We start from the raw sequence: 22,381 nt of genomic DNA, 5'->3' as shown, positions 1-22,381 counted from the left end.
ACTCACGTGTTACTCACCCGTTCGCCGCTCGAGTACCCCGAAGGGCCTTTCCGCTCGACTTGCATGTGTTAAGCACGCCGCCAGCGTTCGTCCTGAGCCAGGATCAAACTCTCCAAACAATGCTTACTTGCTTGGACATCAATCCGAGCTAACCGTCAATCAATATGACGGGGTCATGCATGTATCTCATGCACTGGCTTTTAACACACTGTTGAGTTCTCAAGAAACGGACGCGTTCATCCTCGCTCAAGCCTTCCGGCTCTCGCTTGGAGGCGCACCGTCGTTTTCCTTAATTTTACCAAGTTCGCCGATCCCGTCAAATCCGAGGATTTGCTGGAAGCCGACCGTGCTTGGCTAGGATGGTGCAGCCCCGTCTCCGGGGCAACCCTCACAACTTACCGTGCCATCCGAGGCCTGTCGAATCAACCGAATTTCCGGCGATCTCAGCGCACCCGGGCGACGACTCGTGCAGGGCACACCGAAGCGGCTCCGCAGAGTGGCTCGTCATTTCAAAGGGCTTGCGCAGGGGCCCGTCCGCCTGAGTCGGCGTCCGGCTCGCTCCCGGCGCGAACTGAAAGATTAGGTCGCGATCCGCGACACGTCAAATCGCTCCGCCGAGTGTTCTGAGATCGCCTGGTCCGGGCGGCGTCGTCACCGCTCTCACGCACCGCACGAAGGCTCACGTCGCCGCAGACGAAGGCTCACGTCGGCGCAGCTCCGGCCCCGGCTGGGACTCCTGCCCCCACGCACATGGACGGTTGCGCTGTCGCAACGTAAATCTCGCGCGAGGGTGCCCATCGTCGTCGCAACATGACCCTCGTGCGGGGACACCCTGTCGTCGCAACATGACCCTCGTACGGGGACACCCTGTCGTCGCAACATGACCCTCGTGGGAGGCCCTCTTGTTGTCGCAACGTCACCCCAGTGCCGGACATCTCGTGGTCGGAGCGTGGGGCTTCAGGTGAGGGATCTCCTCGTCGGAGCACGAGTCCTAGGCGGATGATCAGACCGGCACAGCATGAGGTCCGCGCGACAGCACGAGCCCTGCGCGGGCCCTCTTCGTCGCCACTCACACGCGCCGCACGGGCGAACCCGCGCCGTCACAGCTCGCGCGCCACCCGCGCGACGGCGCTGTTGCAGCGGGCCAGCAACTCCCGCAGGGCGGCCCTCTCGTCCGAGGTGAACTCGGCCTCGATTGCCCGCTCGATCACCACGGCGCGATCGTCCGCCGCCTCCAGCGCGGCGCGGCCGGGCTCGGTGAGCCGGGTCTCCAGGACATTGCGGTGCCACGGGTGCGGCGAGCGCTCGATGAAGCCCCGTTCCTCCAGGTTCTTCAGTACGACGGTCATGGCCTGCGGCGTGACCAGGCACGCGCGCGCCAGGGCCGCTCCCGAGATGCCGGGGTTGCCGGCCAGTGCGAACAGAGCCGCGTACTGGGGAACGGTCAGCCCGGCCGGGCGGATGGCGGCCTGCTTGGCGGCCATCAGGGTCTGCTCGGCGCGCTTGATGTCCAGTCCGAGGCGTTCGTCCGCAGGCATCCCCATGGTGTAGATAGTACAGCAATTGATGGTTATCAAAGCTTTGATAACCTGGGCTGCCGTCTGGCGATCGAAGGAGAGATGTGATGATTCCCGACAGCCACAAGGACCTGCTGGACCGGCCACTGTTCGCGCATCTGGCGACCATCGGCCGGGACGGAACGCCGAACGTGAACCCGGTCTGGACGATCTGGGACGGTGAGTACCTGCGGTTCACGACCACCACAGACCGCCGCAAGTACCGAAATGTCGTGGAAAATCCGCACGTGGCGGTCTCGATCAACGACCCGGAACGGCCGTACCGGTACGTGGAGATCCGTGGTGTGGTCGAGCGCGTGGACACCGATCCATCGGGCGACTTCTTCGACGTTCTGGCCAACCGGTACGGCCTGGACTACGAGCCTCCGGTCGGCGATGCGGAGCGGCGGGTGGTGATCGTTATGAAGCCGACACGTACCACCCAGCAGTGACGGCACGAGACAGATGACCGCCTCTTCACGCGCCATGTGACCGGCGTGCTCCCGCGCACGGCTCCCACTGATCGCGGCGCCGACCGCGACCCGGGTCCGGCGTATCCTGCCCCGGTGACCACTGCCGCCACACTGGCTCCCCCAGCCCCGGCCACCCAGCGGATCCGCAGGTCCACCCCCTGGTGGATGGCCTTGCTCGCCGGCGTCGCGGCCTTCACGGGCACGGGCTCCGCCACCCTGAACGGTGACGAGCTGGCCACCATCAGCGCCGCCTCCCGCTCGCTGCCGGACATGTGGGAGCTGGCCCGCCACATCGACGGTCATTTCCTTCCGTACTACCTGTTCATGCATGTCTGGGTGAAGGCGGGCACGGCGGAGCTGTGGCTGCGGCTGCCGTCGGCGGTGGGGATCGGCATGGCGGCCTGGTTCCTGGCCGACCTGGGCCGGCGGCTGCACAGCGTGCGGGCCGGCGTGATCGCGGCGGCCGTCTTCGCGATCCTGCCCTCCGTGTCCTACTACGGGGCGTTCGCGAGGTCGTACGCGTTCGCCGCCGCGGCGGTCGCGTTCTCGTTCTGGGCGTTGCACCGGGCGATCGAGCGGCCGGACCGCGGGCGGTGGGTCACCTACGGGGCGGCGGTCGCGCTCGTGTGCTCCACGCATCTCTTCGCGGTGCTGGTGCTGCCCGCCCAGCTCGTGCTGGTACGCCGGGCGTGGGTGGCCCGGATGGCGGCGGCGCTGGCCGTCGGGTGCGTACCCGCCCTGGTGCTGGGCCTGGTGGGGTTCGGCGAGCGGCACGCGATCAGCTGGATCCCGCAGCGCGGGCCGGAGGTGTGGCTCAAGTTCCCGAAGATGGCGGCGGGAGCCACCGAGCTCGGGGTCATGATGTTCGCGCTGGCCCTGGCCGGGGCGGTGCTGCTGTGGCGGGCGCGGCGCGGCGGCGACCGCACGTGGGCGTTCGCGCTGGCCGGGTGGCTGGTGCTACCCCCGGTGCTGCTGCTGGCGGTCTCGCAGCTGGTCACGCCCGTCTACGTGGACCGCTACCTCTTCGTGACCGCGCCCGCGCTGGCGCTGCTGGCCGGGCTGGCGGTGGCCGCGCTCCCCCGCCTTCACGTGGTCGCCGCGGCGATGGTCCTGCTGCTGGGGTGCGTGCTGTCGTTCCAGCAGCACGTCGAGGTACGCGAGGAGAACGGGCGGTTCGAGAACATCCCCTGGGCGTTGCGGGTGATCAGGGCCGAGCCGGACGACGCGATCGTGTACGGGCAGAGCCAGCTGCGCATCGGCTTCGACTACTACGCCGACTCGCTGATGCCCGTCGACGTGCTCAGGACCGGCGACGCGCCCTCGCCCGACGGATTCGGCTATCCGGAGCAGTCGGACGTGGCGGCCGCGCTGGAGGGGCGGGACCGCGTGTGGGTGGTGTGGCGGGGCAGCAAGAAGTCGGGGCTGGAAGGTACGGGGGTCGCGCGGGTCGGGCAGGTGGAGGAGGCGGGGTTCGAGCTGAGCCTGGCCAAGCACTCCGCCGATCTGCCGGGGCTGACGGTCGCGCTGTTCACTCGCGAGCAGTGAACGCGAGCAGTGAACGGCGTCCAACCGTCCCCGCGTGAAAGCGGGCCCTCCCCCGAAGGGAAGGGCCCGCCGAAGAGTAGGAGCCGAAGGGCAGGTCAGGCGCCGACCTCGACGCCGCCGATCGACTTCTTGCCGCGCCGCAGCACCATGAACCGCCCGTGCAGCAGGTCGTCGGTGGTCGGCACGTAGGACTCGTCGGTGATCTTTACGTTGTTGAGGTACGCCCCGCCTTCCTTCACCGCCCGCCGGGCCGCCGACTTCGACTCGACCAGGCCGCTGTCGGCCAGCAGGTCCACGAACGACCCGCCCAGGGCGGGGATGGCGGCCTTGGGCACCTCGGCCAGCGCCGCTCCCAGCGTGGAGGCGGGCAGGTCTTCGAGTGCGCCCTGGCCGAAGAGCGCCTTGGAGGCGGCCACGACCGCGTCGAGCTCCTGCTTGCCGTGCAGCAGCGCGGTGAGGTCCTCGGTCAGCGCGCGCTGCGCCTCACGGGCGAAGGGCCGCTCGGCGACGGCCTTCTCCAGGGCCTCGATCTCCTCGCGGCTCTTGAACGTGAACACCTTGAGGTAGTGGATCACGTCGCGGTCGTCGGAGTTGAGGAAGTACTGGTAGAAGGCGTACGGCGAGGTCATCTCGGGGTCGAGCCAGAGCGCGCCGCCCGCCGTCTTGCCGAACTTGGTGCCGTCGGCCTTGGTGATCAGCGGCACGGTGAGGGCGTGGACGTGCGCGCCCTCGACGCGGCGGATCAGGTCGGCGCCCGCCGTGATGTTGCCCCACTGGTCGCTGCCGCCGATCTGCAGCGTGCAGTCGTAGCGGCGGTAGAGCTCGAGGTAGTCGTTGGCCTGCAGGATCTGGTAGCTGAACTCGGTGTAGCTCAGCCCCTCACCGGCCAGCCGGGCGGAGACCGACTCCCTGGCCAGCATGCGGTTGACCGGGAAGTGCTTGCCGATGTCGCGCAGGAAGCCGATGGCGCTCAGCTCGCCGGTCCAGTCGAGGTTGCTGACCATGCGGGCGGCGTTGGGCTGGGCGTCGAAGTCGAGGAAACGGCCGACCTGCCCGCGCAGGCGCTCCACCCAGTCGGCGACGACCTCGGTCGCGTTGAGCGAGCGCTCGGTGTTACGCCCGCTCGGGTCGCCGATCAGGCCCGTGGCGCCGCCGACCAGGCCGATCGGACGATGTCCGGCCTGCTGCAGGCGGCGGAGGAACAACAGCGGCACCAGGTGGCCGACGTGCAGCGAGGCCGCGGTGGGGTCGAAACCGGAATAGACCGTGATCGGCCCCTTGGCCATGGACGCGCGCAGGGCGTCGAGGTCGGTGGACTGGGCGATCAGTCCTCGCCACGCGAGGTCATCGAGAATGTCGGTCACGGTGCCGGCTTTCCATTGAGACGTTGGACGTTAGGTGTTACAAGCGTGCCCGATCGCCTGGGTGGACCGCCACTTGGATACGCTCTGTCTCCATGTGGAGGGTCCGTCGCGAGCCGGCCATTTTCAAGATCATAGGGGGTCTGGCGTGTGCCGGGCTCGCCGTCTACTGGTGGGCGGCCGGAGACGTGCGCGGCGTGATCCTGGCCGTCCCGGCGGCGGTGCTGATCGGGGCGATGGGGTTGCGCGACCTGATAGCCCCCGTACGCCTGGCCGCCGACGAGAGCGGGATCACCGTGGTGCACGGGTTCGCGGGGCGGCGACACGTGCCCTGGGAGACGATCTGGGACATCAAGGTCGACGTGCGCAGGCGGTGGGGGCTGCGCAGCGAGATCCTCGAGATCGACACCGGCGACTACCTGCACATCTTCAGCCCTCACGACCTGGGCGCCCCGCCCACGGAGGTGGCCGCGGCGTTGCGGCGGCGCGGCACGTGAGGCCGGTACGGCGACACGGTCGGGTCGCCGTCGATCCAGAACCGCCACGGGGTGTCCTTGGCCGTCGAGATGCCGGTACGCGGACCTGACCTGATCGAGTCGGGGTCGGCCGGCCGGCCCACCAGCACGGCCGCGGCGCCGTGCGGCACACCGGTCAGCCGGCGACCGGCCGCCTGGTCGAGGCCATGCTCACAACCGGGCCCACAACCGGGCCCACAGCCGGGCTCGTCGGCGTGATCCAGGGCGCGGAGCGCCGCCTGGTCGGATGACCGGCCGGGAGCGAAGGGCTCCGCCGCGGCTCCAGGAAGGAGCGGTGCCGCGTCCGACAGAGGTGGTGCCGCGTCCGAGAGGGGCGGTGCCGCTTCGGCGATCGCGTCGAGGCCGTTGTGCTCGCGAAGGAGCCCGAGGACCACGGCCAGCCGAGCCGGGCCGCGCGCGAGGTCGCGGTCGGTCACCGCCCTGGCGCCGCCCGAGCGCCGGGCGCGCGCCTCGTCCAGCCCGGCCACCACCTCCCCCGCCCGCAGCAGCACGGCGGAGCCGTGCCCCTCGGGCAGGCAGACGAGGTTCGTGCAGAAGTGCATGCCGTACGTGAAGTACACGTACAGGTGCCCGGGCGGGCCGAACATGACGGCGTTGCGCGGCGTCCTGCCCCGGTAGGTGTGCGCCGCCGGGTCCTCGCCGGGCCCGCCGTACGCCTCGACCTCGGTCAGGCGTACGGCGACGGGGCCGTGCACGAGGACGCGCCCGAGCAGGTCGGGCGCCACCTCGTGCGACGGCCGGTCGAAGAAGCTCCGCGGCAGCGGGACGGAGCTCAGCTGCCCGCTGCCCATGCCGCCTGCGCGTCGACGGACTCCCTGAGCGCGACGAGCTGGTCGCGGACGCGGTCGGGCGCGGTGCCGCCGTGGGCCTTGCGAGCGGCCAGGGCGCCGGGCACGCTGAGCACGTCGCGCACGTCGGGCGTCAGGTGGGGCGAGACCTTGAGCAGCTCGTCGTCGGTGAGCTCGCCCAGGTCCTTGTCGTTGACCTGGCACCACACCACGAGGTGCCCGACCGCCTCGTGCGCCTCGCGGAACGGCACCCCGCGGCGGACGAGCAGCTCGGCCAGGTCGGTGGCCAGGGCGAACCCGTCGGGGGCCGAGGCCTCCATTCGGGCGGTGTTGATGCGCATGGTGGCGACCAGCCCGGCCATCGCCGGCAGCACCAGCAGGAGGGTGTCGACCGCGTCGAAGACGGGCTCCTTGTCCTCCTGCAGGTCGCGGTTGTAGGTCAGCGGCAGGCCCTTGAGCGTGGTGAGCAGCGACATGAGGTTGCCGATCAGGCGGCCGGACTTGCCGCGTGCCAGCTCGGCGACGTCGGGGTTCTTCTTCTGGGGCATGATCGACGAGCCGGTGGAGTAGGCGTCGTCCATCTCGATCCAGCGGAACTCCTGCGAGGCCCACAGGACGATCTCCTCGCCCAGCCGCGACAGGTGCACGCCGATCATGGCCGCGTCGAACAGGAACTCGGCGGCGAAGTCGCGGTCGGCGACGGCGTCCATCGAGTTGGGCGCGGCGGCCGAGAAGCCCAGCTCGTCGGCCACAGCCTGCGGGTCGAGCGGCAGCGACGAGCCCGCGAGCGCGCCCGCGCCGAGCGGGGAGATCGCGGCGCGCTTGTCCCAGTCGGTGAGCCGGTCGACGTCGCGGGTGAAGGCGTGCACGTGGGCCAGCAGCTGGTGGCCGAACGACACGGGCTGCGCGTGCTGCAGGTGGGTCATGCCGGGCGCGGCCGTCTCGGCGTGCTGCTCGGCCTGGGCCATGAGCGCGGTCTCCAGCTCGACCAGCCGGGAGACGATCGTGCGGGCGTGATCGCGCAGGTAGAGGCGCAGGTCGGTGGCGATCTGGTCGTTACGCGAGCGCCCGGCGCGCAGCTTGCCGCCGAGCGAGCCGAGCCGCTCCAGCAGGCCGCGCTCCAGCGCGGTGTGCACGTCCTCGTCGGCGACCGTCGGCCGGAACTCCCCCTCCTTGCAGGCGCGCTCCAGGTCGTCGAGCGCGCCGATCATGCGTTCGAGCTCTTCGTCGCTCAGCAGCCCCGCCCTGTGCAGGACGCGCGCGTGCGCCCTGGACGCGGCCAGGTCGTACGGCACGAGCCGCCAGTCGAAGTGCACGCTCACCGACAGCCGGGCCAGCGCGTCGGACGGGCCGCTCTCGAAGCGTCCGCCCCACAGCCGCATCGGCTTGCCATCACTCACCGTCATCTCCTTCGTTACTGCATGTGGTCGTCTGGCCCGCTTCGGCATCGTGCCTGACTCTCGCCGAGCTCCTGCGCGACCATAGTGCACGTCCGCCCTTGTTGGTGTCCGGCGCGGCGGCGATCACCCGGTGATCTCTTGACCAGGCGGGCCGTGATCTCCTACCCGCGCCGGTCGGCCACCTTCAGCAGCGCGTCGGCCAGGGCGTGGCCGCCACTCGGGTCGCGGCTGATGACGAGGATCGTGTCGTCGCCGGCGACCGTGCCGAGGATCGACTCCCAGTCGGCGTGGTCGATGGCGGAGGCCAGGAACTGGGCGGCGCCCGGCGGGGTCCGTACGATGACCAGGTTGGCCGAGGCCTCGGCGCTGACCAGCAGCTCCTCGGCGATGCGGTGCAGCCGCGCGGCCGGGGACTCGCCCGTGCCCAGCCTGGTGAGCGGGATCCGCCCGCCGCCCTCGCCGGGCAGCGCGTAGACCAGGGATCCGTCGTCGGCGCGGAGCTTGAGCGCGCCGAGCTCGTCGAGGTCACGCGACAGGGTGGCCTGGGTGACCTCGACGCCGCTCTCGGCGAGCAGCTTGGCGAGCTCCGGCTGGGAGCGCACGGCCTTGCGCTGCAGCAGCTCGGTGATCTTCGCCTGCCGCGCCGCCTTGGTCATCGGGATCGTCATCGTCGGGTGACCAGCCAGTGCAGCAGCGCCTTCTGGGCGTGCAGGCGGTTCTCCGCCTGGTCCCACACGACGCTGCGCGGGCCGTCGAGCACCTCGGCGGTGATCTCGTAGCCGCGGTAGGCCGGCAGGCAGTGCAGCACGATGGCGTCGGACGCGGCGTGCTCCAGCAGCTCGGCGCAGACCTGGTACGGCTTGAGCGCCGCCACGCGCTGCTCCTTGCCGTCCTGGCCCATCGACACCCACGTGTCGGTGGCGATCACGTGGGCCCCCTGGGCGGCGGCCATCGGGTCGGACATCGCGACCACCGAGCCGCCCGTGGTGGCGGCGATGGAGGCGGCCCGGTCGAGGATGACCGCGTCGGGCTGGTAGCCGACCGGGGCGGCGATGCGCACGTGCATGCCGGCCGTCGCGCCGCCCAGCAGGTAGGAGTGGGCCATGTTGTTGGCGCCGTCGCCGAGGTAGGTCAGCGTGACGCCGGCGGTCCTGCCCAGCTTCTCCTCGACGGTCTGCAGGTCGGCGAGGATCTGGCAGGGGTGGTACTCGTCGGTGAGCGCGTTCACGACCGGCACCCGGGAGTGGGCGGCCATCTCGTCGATGAGCCGCTGCCCGGTGGTCCGCCAGACGATGGCGGCGACCTGCCGGTCGAGCACCCTGGCGAGGTCGGCGGGCGGCTCGCCGCGGCCCATGAGGGCCGAGACGTTGTCGACGACGAGCGGGAGCCCGCCGAGCTCGCCGATGCCGGTGTGGAAGGAGACGCGGGTGCGGGCCGAGGGCTTGTCGAACAGCACGGCGACGGTCCGCGGGCCCTCGAAGGGGCGGTAGCCGAAGCGGTCCTTCTTCATGGCCGCGGCCAGCTCGAGGACCTCCGCCTGCTCGGCGGGCGTGAGGTCGTCATCTTTCAGGAAGTGCCTGACGCGCGCCGAGCCGGCGGTGTGTCCGGTCATTTGGCCGCCTCCGTGAGGATGGCCGGGTACGCGGCCACGAACGCGTCGATCTCGTCCGCGGTGACGACCAGCGGCGGGGCGATGCGGAGGGCGTCCGGCTGCAGGGCGTTGACCAGGAAGCCGGCGTCCTGGGCGGCCTTCTGGACCTCGGCCGAGCGGGTCTCGCTCAGCACGGTGGCCAGCCACAGGCCGCGCCCGCGCACGCCCCGCAGCAGCGGGTGGCTGATCGACTCCAGGCCCGAACGCAGCCGCGCGGAGGCGGACTTGACGTGGTCGAGGTCGAGGTTGTCGAGCACGGCCAGCGCGGCGGCGCACGCGACCGGGTTGCCGCCGAACGTCGAGCCGTGATCGCCCTTCGCGAACAGCCGGCCCGCGTCGCCGAACCCGATGCACGCGCCGATCGGCAGCCCGCCCCCCAGGCCCTTGGCCAGGGTCAGGATATCGGGGGTGACCCCGTCGGCCTGGTGGGCGAACCAGTGGCCGGTGCGGCCGATCGCCGACTGGATCTCGTCGGCCACCAGCAGGGCGCCGGTCGAGTCGCAGACCTCCCGGGCGGCCTCGAAGTAGCCCCCGGGCGGCGGCACGACGCCGGCCTCTCCCTGGGTGGGCTCCAGGAAGACCGCGATGCAGTCGCCGGTCACGGCCTCCTTGAGCGCGGCGGCATCGCCGTACGGGACGAACCGCACATCGATCGGGAACGGGCCGAACTGGTCGCGGATGGACGCCTTGCCGGTCAGCGACAGCGCGCCGATCGTGCGGCCGTGGAAGCCGTTCTCGGCGGCCACGAAGTAGGAGCGGCCCTCGCGCCTGCCGTGCTTGAGCGCCAGCTTGTAGGCGGCCTCGTTGGCCTCGGTGCCCGAGTTGGCGAAGAAGATCCTGGCCGGGGCGTTCAGCAGGGAGAGGAGCCGCTCGGCGAGCAGCACCTCCGGCTCGTGCAGGAACAGGTTGCTGGTGTGCGCGATCGTGGCGACCTGCCTGGAGACGGCCTCGACCAGGGCGGGGTGGGCGTGACCGAGCGAGCTGGTCGCGATGCCGCCGATGAAGTCGAGGTATTCCTTGCCGTCCACGTCCCAGACGCGGGTGCCCTCGCCTCGTGCGAGCGCCACCGGGGGCACGCCGTAGTTGGGCATGAAGGCCCGCTCGAACCTCTCATACAGGTCCATCAGGGCATCACCATCGTTCCGATTCCCTCATTGGTGAAGATTTCCAGCAGCAGTGAATGTGGCACGCGGCCGTCGAGCACGTGGGCCTGCGGGACGCCGCCCTGCACCGCGGTCAGGCAGGCCTCCATCTTGGGGACCATGCCGCTGGACAGCGTGGGCATGAGCGTCTCCAGCTCCTCGGCGCGCAGCTCGTCGATCACGTCGGTGTCGTCGGGCCAGTTGGCGTACAGGCCCTCGACGTCGGTGAGGACGATCAGCTTGTGCGCATCGAGCGCCACGGCCAGCGCCGCGGCGGCGGTGTCGGCGTTCACGTTGTAGATCTCCCCGTCGTCCCCGCGCGCCACGCTCGAGATGACCGGAATGCGTCCGTCGTCGATCAGGGCGCGCACGGCACCCGGGTCGACCTTGATGATCTCGCCGACCTGGCCGATGTCCACGGGCACCCCGTCGACGACGGCCTGCTTGCGCACGGCGGTGAACAGGTGGGCGTCCTCGCCGGACATGCCGACGGCGAACGGGCCGTGCCGGTTGACCATGCCCACGATGTCGCGGTTGACCTGGCCGACCAGGACCATCCTGACGACCTGCATGGCCTCAGGCGTGGTGACCCGCAGCCCGGCGGTGAACGTGGACTCGATGCCCAGCCGGTCGAGCGCGCTGCTGATCTGCGGGCCGCCGCCGTGCACGACGACCGGGCGCAGGCCGGCGTGCTGGAGGAAGACGACGTCCTCGGCGAAGCCCTGTTTGAGCGCCTCGTCGGTCATGGCGTTGCCGCCGTACTTGATGACGATGGTCGCGCCGTGGAAGCGGGTCAGCCAGGGCAGCGCCTCGATCAGCGTCCCGGCCTTGGCCTGCGCGGTGGTGATCCTCATGAGGAGTACGCCGAGTTCTCGTGCACGTAGTCGGCCGTGAGGTCGGTGGTGTGGACGGTCGCGGTGTGCGGGCCGGCCGACAGGTCGATGGTGATCGTCACGTCCCTGGGACGCATGTCGACCTTGTCGCGGTCGTCGCCGACGGCGCCGCCCCGGCAGATCCAGATGCCGTTGATCGCCACGTTGAGGCGGTCGGGCTCGAACACGGCGTCGGTGGTGCCGACGGCGGCCAGGACGCGGCCCCAGTTGGGGTCCTCGCCGTGGATGGCGCACTTGAGCAGGTTGGAGCGGGAGACCGCGCGGCCGACCTTGACCGCGTCGTCCTCGGAGTCGGCGCCGACCACCTCGATGGCGATCGCCTTGGAGGCGCCCTCGGCGTCCACCAGGAGCTGCCTGGCCAGGTCGGCGCAGACCTCCTGGACCTTCTGCCCGAACTCGGCGAGGTCCGGCCGCACCCCGGCGGCGCCGCTGGCCAGCAGGAGCACCGTGTCGTTGGTCGACATGCAGCCGTCGGTGTCGAGGCGGTCGAACGTCCTGGAGGTGGCCTGGCGCAGCGCGGCGTCGAGCTCCTCGCCGGTCAGGTCGGCGTCCGTGGTGATCACGCAGAGCATGGTGGCCAGGGCGGGCGCGAGCATGCCGGCGCCCTTGGCCATGCCGCCCACCATGTAGCCGGCGCCCCGGCGGAAGGAGATCTTGGAGACGGTGTCCGTGGTGCGGATGGCGTCGGCGGCGGCCAGGCCGCCGTCGCGGGAGAGCTGGGCCGAGGCGGTCTCGACGCCGGCGAGCAGCTCGTCCATCGGCAGGCGCTCGCCGATCAGCCCGGTCGAGCAGACCGCGATCTCGCCCGCGGAGTCCTGGAGCACCTCGGCCGCCTTCTCGGCGGTGGCGTGGGTGTCCTGGAAGCCCTCGGGCCCCGTGCAGGCGTTGGCGCCGCCCGAGTTGAGCACCACGGCCCGCAGCCGCCCGCCCGCCAGGACCTGCTGCGACCACAGCACCGGCGCGGCTTTCACGCGGTTGGCGGTGAAGACGCCGGCGGCGGCCCTGCTGGGGCCGTCGTTGACGACGAGTGCCAGGTCACGGGCCCCGCCGCCCTTGATCCCGGCGGCGACACCCGCGGCTCTGAAACCGAGTGGTGCTGTAACGCTCACGGTGCGACTCCTGTCAGGGGAAGGCCCATCTCTTCCGGCAGGCCGAGTGCGAGATTCACGCTCTGGAGTGCGCCTCCCGCCGTGCCCTTGGTGAGGTTGTCGACGGCGGCGACGGCCACCACGCGGCCCGCGCGCTCGTCGAGCGTCACCTGCAGGGCGGCGGTGTTGGCGCCGTAGGTCATGGAGGTGGCCGGCCAGACGCCCTCGGGCAGCAGCCTGACGAACGGCTCGCCCTTCAGCGCCACCTCGTACGCCGTGCGCAGCGACTCCTTGGTCAGGCCCGGCGCGGCGGGGGCGGTGCAGGTGGCGAGGATGCCGCGGCTCATGGGGGCCAGCGTCGGGGTGAAGGAGACCCGCACCCGGGTGCCGGCGACCGCCGACAGGCCCTGCTCCATCTCGGGGGTGTGGCGGTGCACGCCGCCCACGCCGTACGCGCTGACCGAGCCCATCACCTCGCTGCCGAGCAGGTGGGGCTTGAGCGACTTCCCTGCGCCGCTGGTGCCGCTGGCGGCCACCACGACCACGTCCGGCTCGGCCAGCCCGGCGGCGAAGGCGGGCCACAGGGCGAGCAGGACGGAGGTCGGGTAGCAGCCGGGGACCGCGATGCGGGTGGCCGACCTGAGGACCTCTCGCTGGCCGGGCAGCTCGGGCAGGCCGTACGGCCAGGTGCCGGCGTGCTCGCCGCCGTAGAACTCCCGCCAGGCGGCCGGGTCGGCGAGCCGGTGGTCGGCGCCGCAGTCGACGACGACGGTCTCCTCGCCGAGCTGCGCGGCGACGGCGGCCGAGTGGCCGTGCGGCAGCGCCAGGAAGACGACGTCGTGGCCGGCCAGCGTGGCGGCCGTGGTGTCCTCGATGACGCGGTCGGCCAGTCGTGGCAGGTGGGGCTGGTGGGCGCCGAGGCGGCTGCCCGCGCTGGATGCCGCGGTGACCGCGCCGATCTCGAACTCGGGATGGCCGAGCAGGAGGCGGAGCAGCTCACCTCCCGCGTAGCCGCTGGCGCCCGCGACCGCTGCCCTCATTCGACCCTCCTGCATAGTTATGCATCATACCTCATGACCTTACTGGTGAAGATGATGCACTGCAGGGGATGAATATGCAAGCTGGAGCCGGTGCGGTGCCCACATCGTGAGACCCCCGTTCGGGTGCGGTGGCGCGGCCGGCGACGGGTCGAGGCGGCCAGGACGAGGCCACCGTGCGAAGAGGGCGCGGCGATGTCGGGGCCGGCCATGAAGCACGCTCCCCCGCCTCCCGATAGGCGCCCTCGATCGTGCGCGACCGGGTCACCTCGGGCGCCGGCGCGCTGCCTGCGCGGGCGTCCCGGTCGGGCATGTTCATCCACCGTACCCCGTGCCCGGCCGGGGCGCCTCCCGAAGATTGCTCGGGGTGACGGCCGGGCGCCCACAGGAGGAAGGGCGCCCGGCCGCCACCGCCGGGCCTCTCAGGAGAGCCGGGCCCACCAGGAAAGGACCGGCCGAGGTCAGCGGAGGAAGGCGGCGGCCACGCCGGCGTCCACCGGGACGTGCAGGCCCGTGGTGTGGGTCAGGTCGCTGCCGGTCAGCGCGAAGACCGCGGCGGCCACGTGCTCGGGCAGGACCTCGCGCTTGAGCAGGGTCCGCTGCGCGTAGAACTCGCCCAGCTTCTCCTCCTCGACCCCGTAGACGGCCGCCCGGTTGGCGCCCCAGCCGGAGGCGAAGATGCCGGAGCCGCGCACGACGCCGTCGGGGTTGATGCCGTTGACGCGGATGCCGTGCGCGCCCAGCTCGGCCGCCAGCAGCCGCACCTGGTGCGCCTGGTCGGCCTTGGCGGCGCCGTAGGCGACGTTGTTCGGCCCGGCGAAGACGGCGTTCTTGGAGGAGATGTAGACGATGTCGCCGCCCATGGCCTGGTCGATCATGATCCGGGCGGTCTCCCTGGACACCAGGAAGGAGCCCCTGGCCATGACGTCGTGCTGAAGGTCCCAGTCGGCCAGGGTGGTCTCCAGGAGCGCGCGCGACAGCGACAGGCCGGCGTTGTTGACGACGAGGTCCATGCCGCCGAACGCCAGCACGGCCGCGCGTACCGCCTCGACGACCTGCTCCTCGGACGTGACGTCCGCGCCGACGGCCACCGCGACGTCGGACACCCGGTAGGCCGCGGCGCCGATCTCGGCGGCCACCTTCTCGGCGGCGGCCAGGTCGCGGTCGGCGACCACCACGCACGCGCCCTCGGCGGCCAGGCGGCGGGCCGTGGCCGCGCCGATGCCCGATCCGCCGCCGGTGACCAGCGCGACCCGGGTCGCGAGGGGCTTCGGCCTGGGCATGCGGCGGAGCTTGGCCTCCTCCAGCTCCCAATACTCGATGCGGAACTTCTCCGACTCGGGGATGGGCGCGTACGCGGAGACCGACTCGGCCCCGCGCATGACGTTGATGGCGTTGACGTAGAACTCGCCGGCCACCCGCGCGGTCTGCTTGTCCTTGCCGAAGGAGAACATGCCGACGCCCGGCACCAGCACGATCGCCGGGTCCGCGCCCCTGATGGGCGGGGAGTCGGGGGTGGCGTGCCGGTCGTAGTAGGCGGTGTAGTCCTCGCGGTAGGCGGCGTGCAGCTCGCGCAGCCGTTCGGCCGCCTGCTCCAGGGGCGCGTCCGGCGGCAGGTCGAGCACCAGCGGCGCGACTTTGGTGCGCAGGAAGTGGTCGGGGCAGGAGGTGCCGAGCGCGGCCAGGCGCGGGTGCTCGGAGCGGGAGACGAAGTCGAGCACCTCGGGCGTGTCGGTGTAGTGGCCGACGACGCGGAGGTCCGTGGAGGCCAGGCCGCGGATCAGGGGGAACAGCGCGGCGGCGCGCCGGTGCCGCTCCGCCTCGGGCAGCGTCTCGTGGATCACCGAGCCGAACGGGTCGGGGCGGCCGTGCTCGGCGAGGTACGCCTCGGCGGTGCGGATGATCTCCAGCGAGCGCGCCTCGCACTCCTGCGAGGTGTCGCCCCAGGCGGTGATGCCGTGACCGCCGAGCACGCACCCGATGGCCCCGGGGTTGGCCTCCTTGATGGCGGCGATGTCGAGACCGAGCTGGAACCCGGGCCGCCGCCACGGCACCCACACCACCCGGTCGCCGAAGACGCGCCGGGTCAGTTCCTCGCCGTCGGCCGCGGTGGCGATGGCGATGCCGGCGTCGGGATGCAGGTGGTCGACGTGGCCGGCCTCGACCAGGCCGTGCATGGCGGTGTCGATCGACGGCGCGGCCCCGCCCCTGCCGTGCAGGCAGTAGTCGAACGCGGCGACCATCTCGTCCTCGCGCTCCACGCCCGGGTAGACGCCCTTGAGCGCGCGCAGCCGGTCGAGGCGGAGCACGGCGAGCCCGGGCTCCTTCAGCGTGCCGAGGTCACCGCCGGAGCCCTTGACCCAGAGCAGCTCCACCTCCTCCCCGGTGACAGGGTCGGGCGCGGCGCCCTTGGCCGAGGTGTTGCCGCCCGCGAAGTTGGTGTTGCGCGGGTCGGCGCCCAGGCGGTGAGAGCGTTCCAGCAGTTCCCTGATGACGTCCATGGTGCTTCAGGCCCCCCAGCCGGCCTGCGTGCCGCCGACGCGCTCGGCGGCGATCTTCTCGAAGTATCCGGACCTGGCGTACGCGGCCATCGGGTCGGGCGCCAGCCCCGACTCCTCCCGCAGCTCGGCCAGCAGCGGCCGCACGTCGGTGTTGTAGGCGTCCATGAACACGGCGTTCGCGCCCAGCACGTCGCCCTCGGACTGGGCGGCGGCCAGCGCCTCCCGGTCCACCAGCAGCGCCTTGGCGGTGGCCTCCTGCACGTTCATCACCGAGCGGATCTGGCCCGGGATCTTGGGCTCGATGTTGTGGCACTGGTCCAGCATGAACGCCACCCCGGCCGCCGGGTCGAGCCCGCCGCCGCGCACCACCTCGAACATGATGCGGAACAGCTGGAACGGGTCCGCCGCCCCCACCATCAGGTCGTCGTCGGCGTAGAAGCGGGAGTTGAAGTCGAACCCGCCGAGCTTCCCTTCGCGCAGCAGGAAGGCCACGATGAACTCGATGTTGGTGCCCGGCGCGTGGTGGCCGGTGTCGACCACGACCTGCGCCTTGGGGCCCAGCTTGACGCAGTGGGCGTACGCGGTGCCCCAGTCGGGCACGTCGGTGGCGTAGAAGGCGGGCTCGAACAGCTTGTACTCCAGCAGGAAGCGCTGGCCCTCGCCGAGCCGCTCGTACACCTCGGCCAGCGACTCGGCCAGGCGGTCCTGGCGGGACCTGAGGTCGTCCTGGCCCGGGTAGTTGATGCCGTCGGAGAACCACAGCTTGAGCGTGTCGGAGCCGGTGGCGTCCATGATGTCCACGCACTCCAGCAGGTGGTCGGTGGCCTTGCGGCGCACCCGCTTGGAGGGGTTGGTGACGCTGCCGAGCATGTAGTCGTCGTCCTGGAAGACGTTGGAGTTGATCGCTCCGATGCCGACGCCCAGGTCGCGGGCGTGCCTGGCCAGGTCGGCGTAGTCGGCCACCTTGTCCCACGGGATGTGCAGGGCGACCGTGGGGGCGATGCCGGTGTGGGCGTGCACCTGGGCGGCGTCGGCCAGCTTCTCGTACGGGTCGCGCGGCACCCCCTTCTGCGCGAACACCTTGAACCTCGTGCCGCTGTTGCCGTACGCCCAGGACGGCGTCTCGATGTGCTGCGCCCGCAGCGCGGCCTTGATGTCAGTCATGACTCCCCGATCAATCCAGGTGGAAAACTTCGTCCAGCGGGTGCATGCCCTCGTCGGGCCGCCCGTCGAGGCTCTCGAAGAACGGCGCCATCTCGGCCTGCCAGCGGGCGTTGACCTCGGTCTCGGCCATCGCCTTCTTGGCGGCCTCGAAATCCTCGGTCTCCAGGTAGCCGACGAGGAGGCCGTCCTCCCTGAGGAAGAGCGAGTAGTTGTGCCAGCCGGTGCGCGCGAGCGCTTCTCGCATCTCCGGCCAGACGTCTCGGTGGCGTTCGCGGTACTCCGCCAGCCGCTCCGGGCGGACTTTCAGCAGGAAGCAGACGCGTTGCACTGACACTCCCTTCAAAACGTTTTAATCCTTCGCGAAGGAAACTATGATTCCTGGTGCTCGCTGTCAATGCGCCCCCGGCCGGTGGCGCACCTGCCAAGATCGTGCATGCTCATGACACGTTTTAATACCCACCGGGTCAGGCGGGGATGACGCGGACGTCGCCCGCCGCCACCGTGACCGGGCCGCCCCCGCGCGGGGTCACGACGGCGTCCTCGCCCGTGTGGTTGATGGCGAACAGGTAGGAGCGGCCGTCGGCGTGCGAGCGCCGTACCACCTCCACCCCGGCCGGGGCCTCGGCGGCCGGCGAGGCGCCCGCCTCGGCCGTGACGGCGGCCAGCACCTCCGCCAGCGCGCCGTCGTCGAGCCGGGTGGTGAGGTAGTGCGCGAACCCGTCGCCCCACTCGTTTCGGGTCCAGGCGGGCTCCCCGGTGACGTACGTGTCGAGCACCTTGGCCCCGGTGGCGTGCGCCACCTCGCTCCACACGCTCCCCGACCAGCCCGAGGCCAGCTCGATCGGCCCGTCCAGGGGGAAGAACTCCTCGACCGTCACGCCCAGCAGGTCGCGCCACGCCCCTGGGTAGCCGCCGAGCCGCACCCGGTCGTGCTCGTCCACGATCCCGCTGTACGGGCCGACGAGCGCGACCCCGCCCCGCCGGACGAAGGCGGCGAGGTTGGCCGCCCCCGAGTCGCTGACCAGGTAGAGCGCGGGCACCAGCACCAGGCGGTAGCCGGTCAGGTCGCCCTCGGGGTGGGCCAGGTCGCAGGTGATCCCGGCCCGCCAGAGCGCGGCGTGCCAGCGCTTGGCCTCCTCGACCGGGTCCATCTCGGAGCTGGGCTGGGCGGGGTGGTCCTGGGCCCACACGCTGGAGTGGTCGACGAGGATCGCGACGTCGGCCTGGACCGTGCTGCCCGCCACGCCGGCGAGCCCGGCCAGCTCCGCGCCGAGCGCGGTGACCTCGCGCCAGATCTTGGTGTTGGTGCCGGCGTGCGGCAGCATCGCCGAGTGCCACTTCTCGGCGCCCGCGCGGGAGGCCCGCCACTGGAAGAACATGATGCCGTCGGCCCCCCTGGCCAGGTGGGACATCGAGTTGCGGCGCAGCTCGCCGGGGGCCTTGGCGCGGTTGCGCGGCTGCCAGTTGACCGCGCTGGTCGAGTGCTCCATCAGCAGCCAGGGCCGGCCGCCGTTGAGCGAGCGGGCGTAGTCGGCGGCGAAGGCCAGGTCGATGTGGGGCTCGGGGCGGGCGCCGATCAGGTAGTGGTCGGTGGAGACGACGTCCATCTCGGCGGCGAAGGCCCAGCAGTCCATGTCCCAGTGCGCGCCGGCCATGAGGTTGGTGGTGGCGGGCACGTCCGGGGCGAGCTGCTTGAGCAGGTCGCGCTCGGCGATGTAGAGCTCGACCAGCGCGTCGGAGCTGAAGCGGCGGAAGTCGAGCTGCTGGCCCGGGTTGGGCAAGGACGGGGTGGCGCGCGGCGGCAGGATCTGGGCCCACTCGCCGTAGCGCTGGGACCAGAACGCGGTGCCCCACGCCTCGTTGAGCGCGTCGAGCGTGGCGTAGTGGGAGCGCAGCCAGGCGCGGAAGGCGGCGGCCGAGGTGTCGCAGTAGCAGCGGGCGTTGTGGCAGCCGTACTCGTTGTGGATGTGCCACATGGCCAGCGCCGGGTGGTCGCGGTAGCGCAGGCCCACCTGCTCGGCGATGCGCAGCGCCTTCTCGCGGTAGATCGGCGAGCTGGGGCAGAAGCCCTGCCTGCTGCCGTGCGCCAGCCGCCGCCCGTCGGCGTCGACCGGCAGCGCGTGCGGGTACGCGTCGCCGAACCAGGGCGGCGGCGAGGCCGTCGGCGTGGCCAGGTTGGCCTTGATCCCGTTGGCGGCCAGCAGGTCCATCGCGCGGTCGAGCGCGGCGAAGTCGAACACGCCCTCGGCCGGCTCCAGCAGCGACCAGGAGAAGATGCCGACGCTGACCCGGTTGACGCCGGCCTCGCGCATCAGCGCGACGTCCTGACCCCACGTCTCCTCGGGCCACTGCTCTGGATTCCAGTCCCCGCCGTAGGCGATGGCGTCCGGCATGAAGGTCTGCCTTTCGAGATAACTGTTAGCGCTCACAGCGTGTTCACCGGGGATTAAAACGTTCCTCAGCGGCCTCGCACAAGGCCCGGACCGGCGCGACGGCGCGGGTCACCGGTGATCCACACGGGCGATTGCGCAGGCAGGCAGCCCGGATCGAGCAACGACCCGTGATGCTGGCGTTACGCGACCGTTATGAAAGCAGGGGATAGCGGGCGTTCGTGCGGCCGGATAGAAACGTTTTACAGAACCTTCGCCCCCGCACGGCCTCGTGCGATGGCGGGATCCGCGTCCCACCGGTGCCGCGACTGGCGCCTCGTTCGTTTGTACGTTTTAATAGATCCTCATGGCCATGGTCAGCATCAAGGACGTCGCCGCGCACGCCGGCGTCTCCCCCGGCACGGTCTCCAACGTACTGAACCGGCCCGGCAAGGTGGCACCCGCCACCAGGGAGCGCGTGGAGGCGGCGATCAGCGAGCTGGGGTTCGTCCGCCACGGCTCGGCCTCGACGCTGCGCGCCGGGCACAGCAGGACGATCGGCCTGAGCGTGATCGACATCGGCAACCCGTTCTTCACGGAGGTGGCGGCCGGGGCCGAGGACGTGGCCAGCCAGCTGGGCTACGCGGTGATCCTGGGCAACTCGGCGGGCTCCCCCGACAAGGAGGACCGCAACCTGCGCGTGCTGGCCGAGCACCGGGTGCGCGGCGTGCTGATCACCCCGTCGGGCGAGGACCCGGGCAGGCTCGACCGGCTGCGCGAGCGCGGCATCAGCGTGGTGCTGGTCGACCATCCGGCGCACCGGCCCGACCAGTGCGCGGTCGCCGTGGACGACGTCGCGGGCGGCCGGGCCGCCGTCGCCCACCTGCTGGCCAGGGGCGCGCGCGCCGTCGCGTACGTGACGGGGCCGCTGACGATCAGGCAGTGCGTGGAGCGCCGGGAGGGCGCGAAGGCGGCGTTGCGGGCGGCCGGGCTCGACCCCGCCGACCTGAGGGTGACCGAGGCCACGACGATGACGGCCCGCTCGGGAGAGAAGGCCGCGGCCGAGCTGATCGCGCAGGGCGACCTGCCCGAGGCCGTGTTCTGCGCCAACGACCTGCTCGCGCTGGGCGTGCTGCGGGCGCTGCTGCGGGCCGGGGTGCGGGTGCCGGAGGACGTGGCGCTGATCGGCTACGACGACATCGACTTCGCCGCCGCCTCGACGGTGTCGCTCAGCTCGATGCGGCAGCCGACGTACCAGCTCGGCCGGATCGCCACCGAGCTGCTGCTGGACGAGTGCGACAACCCCGACACGCACGCGCACCAGCACATCATGTTCCAGCCGGAGCTCGTCGCCAGGGAGTCGACCCAATGAGCCGCCGTTTCGCCGCCGTCGACCTCGGCGCCTCCAGCGGCCGGGTGATGCTGGCCGATCTGTCCGGCGGGCTGGAACTGACCGAGGCGCACCGCTTCCCCAACGGCCCCGTGCGCGTGGCGGACCGGCTCCACTGGGACGTGCTCGGCCTCTACCGCGAGATCCTGGCCGGGCTCCGCGCGGCGGGGCCGGTGTCGTCCATCGGCGTGGACTCGTGGGCGGTCGACTACGGCCTGCTCGACGAGTCGGGGGCGCTGCTGGGCAATCCGGTGCATTACCGCGACGACCGCACGCGCGGCGTGGCCGAGCGGGTGGCCGCGTCGGTCGGCGCCGAGACGCTCTACGACGTGTCGGGCCTGCAGGTCCTGCCGTTCAACACGGTCTACCAGCTGCTGGCCGACCGGCTCGACGGGGCGGCCACGATGCTGCTGATCCCCGACCTGATCGGCTACTGGCTCACCGGCGAGCTGGGCGCCGAGGTGACCAACGCCTCGACCACGGGGCTGCTCGACGTGCGCACCCGGTCGTGGGCGACGCCGCTGATCGAGCGGCTGGGCCTGCCGGCCGGGCTGTTCGCGCCGCTGCGGCAGCCGGGCGAGATGGTCGGCGGGCTGCGGCGCGACGTGGCCGCCGAGATCGGCTGGTCGGCCCCGCTCCGTACGGTGGCCTCCCACGACACCGCCTCGGCCGTGGCCGCCGTGCCCGCCTCGGGGCCCGCGTTCGCCTACATCTCGTGCGGCACGTGGTCGCTGGCCGGCGTGGAGCTGACCGGCCCCGTGCTGACGCCGCGCAGCCGCGCCGCGAACTTCACCAACGAGGCCGGGATCGACGGCACCGTGCGCTACCTGCGCAACGTCATGGGGCTGTGGCTGCTGCAGGAGTGCCTGCGGGCCTGGCCGGGCTCCGACCTGGGCGAGCTGCTGAAGGCGGCGGCGGGCGAGCGGCCGTTCGCGGCCGTGGTGAACCCGGACGAGCCGGTGTTCCTGCCGCCGGGCGACATGCCGGCCAGGATCGCCGCCGAGTGCCGCCGCACGGGCCAGCGGCCCCCGTCGTCCCCGGCGGCGTACGCGCGGTGCGTGCTGGAGAGCCTGGCGCTGGGCCACCGGCTGGCGGTGCGGCAGGCCATGGAGCTGTCGGGGCGCGACGTCGAGGTCGTGCACCTGGTGGGCGGCGGGTCGCGCAACGAGCTGCTGTGCCAGTGGACCGCCGACGCGTGCGGGCTGCCGGTGGTGGCCGGGCCCGCCGAGGCGACCACGTTCGGCAACGTGCTGGTGCAGGCGCGGGCGGCGGGGCTGGTGTCGGACCTGGCGGAGATGCGCGCGCTGGTCGCCTCCTCCCAGCCGCTGCGCCGCTACGAGCCCGAGGGCGACGCCCGGGCCTGGGACGAGGCCGCCGCGCGCCTGTCCTGACCTCGCCGTCCGGCTGCCCTGACCTCGCCGTCCCGCTGTCCTGACCGCGCCGTCCCGCAGCCTTGGGCCCTCCGGCCTGCGCGTTTTCGTTTCCCG

19 protein-coding genes and 1 rRNA gene are annotated in these 22,381 nt (G+C 71.7%); 5 read left to right on the top strand and 15 right to left on the bottom strand.

Features of this window, described 5'->3' with window-relative positions; genetic code table 11:
* A 16S ribosomal RNA gene (locus FH608_RS23780) occupies positions 1 to 119 on the bottom strand; the annotation flags it as partial.
* Positions 120 to 1,100: 981 nt separating this feature from the next.
* The gene (locus tag FH608_RS23775; RefSeq protein ID WP_226899814.1) at positions 1,101 to 1,544 is read right to left on the bottom strand and encodes a MarR family winged helix-turn-helix transcriptional regulator; all 444 of its coding nucleotides are present in this window, start codon (positions 1,542 to 1,544) and stop codon (positions 1,101 to 1,103) included.
* 80 nt (positions 1,545 to 1,624) lie between these two features.
* Here FH608_RS23775 and FH608_RS23770 point away from each other — a divergent pair, with 80 nt between their 5' ends.
* Entirely contained in the window at positions 1,625 to 2,008 is a 384-nt protein-coding gene (locus tag FH608_RS23770) for a PPOX class F420-dependent oxidoreductase (protein WP_139632758.1), read from the top strand.
* 114 nt (positions 2,009 to 2,122) lie between these two features.
* Positions 2,123 to 3,574, top strand: a complete 1,452-nt coding sequence (locus FH608_RS23765; protein WP_226899813.1) for a glycosyltransferase family 39 protein — start codon at positions 2,123 to 2,125, stop codon at positions 3,572 to 3,574.
* A 95-nt stretch (positions 3,575 to 3,669) separates the two neighbouring features.
* On the opposite strand, the gene tyrS is transcribed toward FH608_RS23765, so the two are convergent.
* Positions 3,670 to 4,938, bottom strand: a complete 1,269-nt coding sequence (gene tyrS, locus FH608_RS23760; protein WP_139632757.1) for a tyrosine--tRNA ligase — start codon at positions 4,936 to 4,938, stop codon at positions 3,670 to 3,672.
* Between the two features lie 92 nt (positions 4,939 to 5,030).
* Between tyrS and FH608_RS23755 the strand changes: the two genes are divergently transcribed.
* Positions 5,031 to 5,432, top strand: coding sequence for a PH domain-containing protein (locus tag FH608_RS23755; RefSeq protein WP_139632756.1), 402 nt, complete (start codon positions 5,031 to 5,033; stop codon positions 5,430 to 5,432).
* Here the strand turns inward: FH608_RS23755 and FH608_RS23750 are convergent.
* From FH608_RS23750 to FH608_RS23695, 12 genes are all read right to left on the bottom strand, one after another.
* Entirely contained in the window at positions 5,372 to 6,262 is an 891-nt protein-coding gene (locus FH608_RS23750; protein ID WP_139632755.1) for a DNA-3-methyladenine glycosylase, read from the bottom strand. The two genes, FH608_RS23755 and FH608_RS23750, sit on opposite strands and share 61 nt — an antisense overlap.
* Positions 6,244 to 7,665, bottom strand: a complete 1,422-nt coding sequence (gene argH, locus FH608_RS23745; protein WP_139632754.1) for an argininosuccinate lyase — start codon at positions 7,663 to 7,665, stop codon at positions 6,244 to 6,246. Before argH ends, FH608_RS23750 begins: the two co-directional genes overlap by 19 nt.
* 155 nt (positions 7,666 to 7,820) lie before the next feature.
* Positions 7,821 to 8,327, bottom strand: a complete 507-nt coding sequence (locus tag FH608_RS23740) for an arginine repressor (protein WP_139632753.1) — start codon at positions 8,325 to 8,327, stop codon at positions 7,821 to 7,823.
* Positions 8,324 to 9,271, bottom strand: coding sequence for an ornithine carbamoyltransferase (gene argF, locus FH608_RS23735; protein ID WP_139632752.1), 948 nt, complete (start codon positions 9,269 to 9,271; stop codon positions 8,324 to 8,326). The genes FH608_RS23740 and argF overlap by 4 nt, the downstream gene beginning before the upstream one ends.
* Entirely contained in the window at positions 9,268 to 10,434 is a 1,167-nt protein-coding gene (locus FH608_RS23730; protein WP_139632751.1) for an acetylornithine transaminase, read from the bottom strand. The genes argF and FH608_RS23730 overlap by 4 nt, the downstream gene beginning before the upstream one ends.
* A complete protein-coding gene (argB, locus tag FH608_RS23725; RefSeq protein WP_139632750.1) occupies positions 10,434 to 11,306 on the bottom strand; it encodes an acetylglutamate kinase in 873 nt (290 codons plus the stop codon). Before argB ends, FH608_RS23730 begins: the two co-directional genes overlap by 1 nt.
* On the bottom strand, positions 11,303 to 12,454 hold the full coding sequence (gene argJ / locus FH608_RS23720) for a bifunctional glutamate N-acetyltransferase/amino-acid acetyltransferase ArgJ (RefSeq protein ID WP_139632749.1): 1,152 nt from the start codon (positions 12,452 to 12,454) through the stop codon (positions 11,303 to 11,305). Before argJ ends, argB begins: the two co-directional genes overlap by 4 nt.
* Positions 12,451 to 13,473 (bottom strand): N-acetyl-gamma-glutamyl-phosphate reductase, encoded by a 1,023-nt coding sequence (gene argC, locus FH608_RS23715; RefSeq protein WP_139632748.1) that lies wholly within the window; start codon positions 13,471 to 13,473, stop codon positions 12,451 to 12,453. The genes argJ and argC overlap by 4 nt, the downstream gene beginning before the upstream one ends.
* Before the next feature lie 458 nt (positions 13,474 to 13,931).
* Positions 13,932 to 15,971, bottom strand: a complete 2,040-nt coding sequence (locus FH608_RS23710; protein WP_139632747.1) for a bifunctional aldolase/short-chain dehydrogenase — start codon at positions 15,969 to 15,971, stop codon at positions 13,932 to 13,934.
* A 6-nt stretch (positions 15,972 to 15,977) separates the two neighbouring features.
* Entirely contained in the window at positions 15,978 to 17,135 is a 1,158-nt protein-coding gene (gene rhaI / locus FH608_RS23705; protein ID WP_139632746.1) for an L-rhamnose isomerase, read from the bottom strand.
* A gap of 10 nt (positions 17,136 to 17,145) precedes the next feature.
* Positions 17,146 to 17,463, bottom strand: coding sequence for an L-rhamnose mutarotase (locus tag FH608_RS23700; RefSeq protein WP_139632745.1), 318 nt, complete (start codon positions 17,461 to 17,463; stop codon positions 17,146 to 17,148).
* Between the two features lie 136 nt (positions 17,464 to 17,599).
* Positions 17,600 to 19,528: a beta-galactosidase gene (locus FH608_RS23695; protein WP_139632744.1), complete on the bottom strand. Its 1,929-nt coding sequence runs from the start codon at positions 19,526 to 19,528 to the stop codon at positions 17,600 to 17,602.
* 349 nt (positions 19,529 to 19,877) lie between these two features.
* Between FH608_RS23695 and FH608_RS23690 the strand changes: the two genes are divergently transcribed.
* Positions 19,878 to 20,876: a LacI family DNA-binding transcriptional regulator gene (locus FH608_RS23690; protein ID WP_449866993.1), complete on the top strand. Its 999-nt coding sequence runs from the start codon at positions 19,878 to 19,880 to the stop codon at positions 20,874 to 20,876.
* Positions 20,873 to 22,285, top strand: coding sequence for a rhamnulokinase (locus FH608_RS23685; RefSeq protein WP_139632742.1), 1,413 nt, complete (start codon positions 20,873 to 20,875; stop codon positions 22,283 to 22,285). The genes FH608_RS23690 and FH608_RS23685 overlap by 4 nt, the downstream gene beginning before the upstream one ends.
* Positions 22,286 to 22,381 lie beyond the last annotated feature (96 nt).

Origin of the sequence: Nonomuraea phyllanthi (genome assembly GCF_006334985.2) — a bacterium.
Classification (GTDB): Bacteria; Actinomycetota; Actinomycetes; order Streptosporangiales; family Streptosporangiaceae; genus Nonomuraea; species Nonomuraea phyllanthi.
Note: the sequence above shows the minus strand (reverse complement) of the source record. Positions and strands in the feature narration are given on the sequence as shown.